General features: G+C 68.7%; 1 protein-coding gene. It reads right to left on the reverse strand.

Features of this window, described 5'->3' with window-relative positions:
* Positions 1-281 (reverse strand): hypothetical protein (locus AAEZ02_RS22290; protein WP_351125193.1); only part of this gene is annotated, 281 nt, incomplete at both ends.

A 281-nucleotide genomic window follows, 5' to 3' on the forward strand; every position in this document is an offset into this window, starting at 1 on the left:
TGGGCGTGGCTGCTGGTGTCTTTTGTTTGTTTGTTGGGGTTTGTGGAGTTGTTTTTGGTTAGCGCGTGCTGTTTTTCTTCGCGCGTGGATGCGACTATGCCCCCGCCGCCCCCCCCCCCCCCACCCACACCCCCCCCCCCCCCCCCCCCCCCGCACCACGCCCCCCCCGCCGCAACGCCACCCCCCGGCTCGGCCCGCCCGCACCCACCAACGGGTAGCGACAGGTTCACGGGCCGCTAATAATGCCTGCCCGCGCTCATCATCGGTACGGCCCTCAAGAC

The sequence above is a fragment of the Shewanella sp. T24-MNA-CIBAN-0130 genome (genome assembly GCF_040310185.1).
In the GTDB taxonomy this organism is placed as follows: Bacteria; Pseudomonadota; Gammaproteobacteria; order Enterobacterales; family Shewanellaceae; genus Shewanella; species Shewanella psychromarinicola.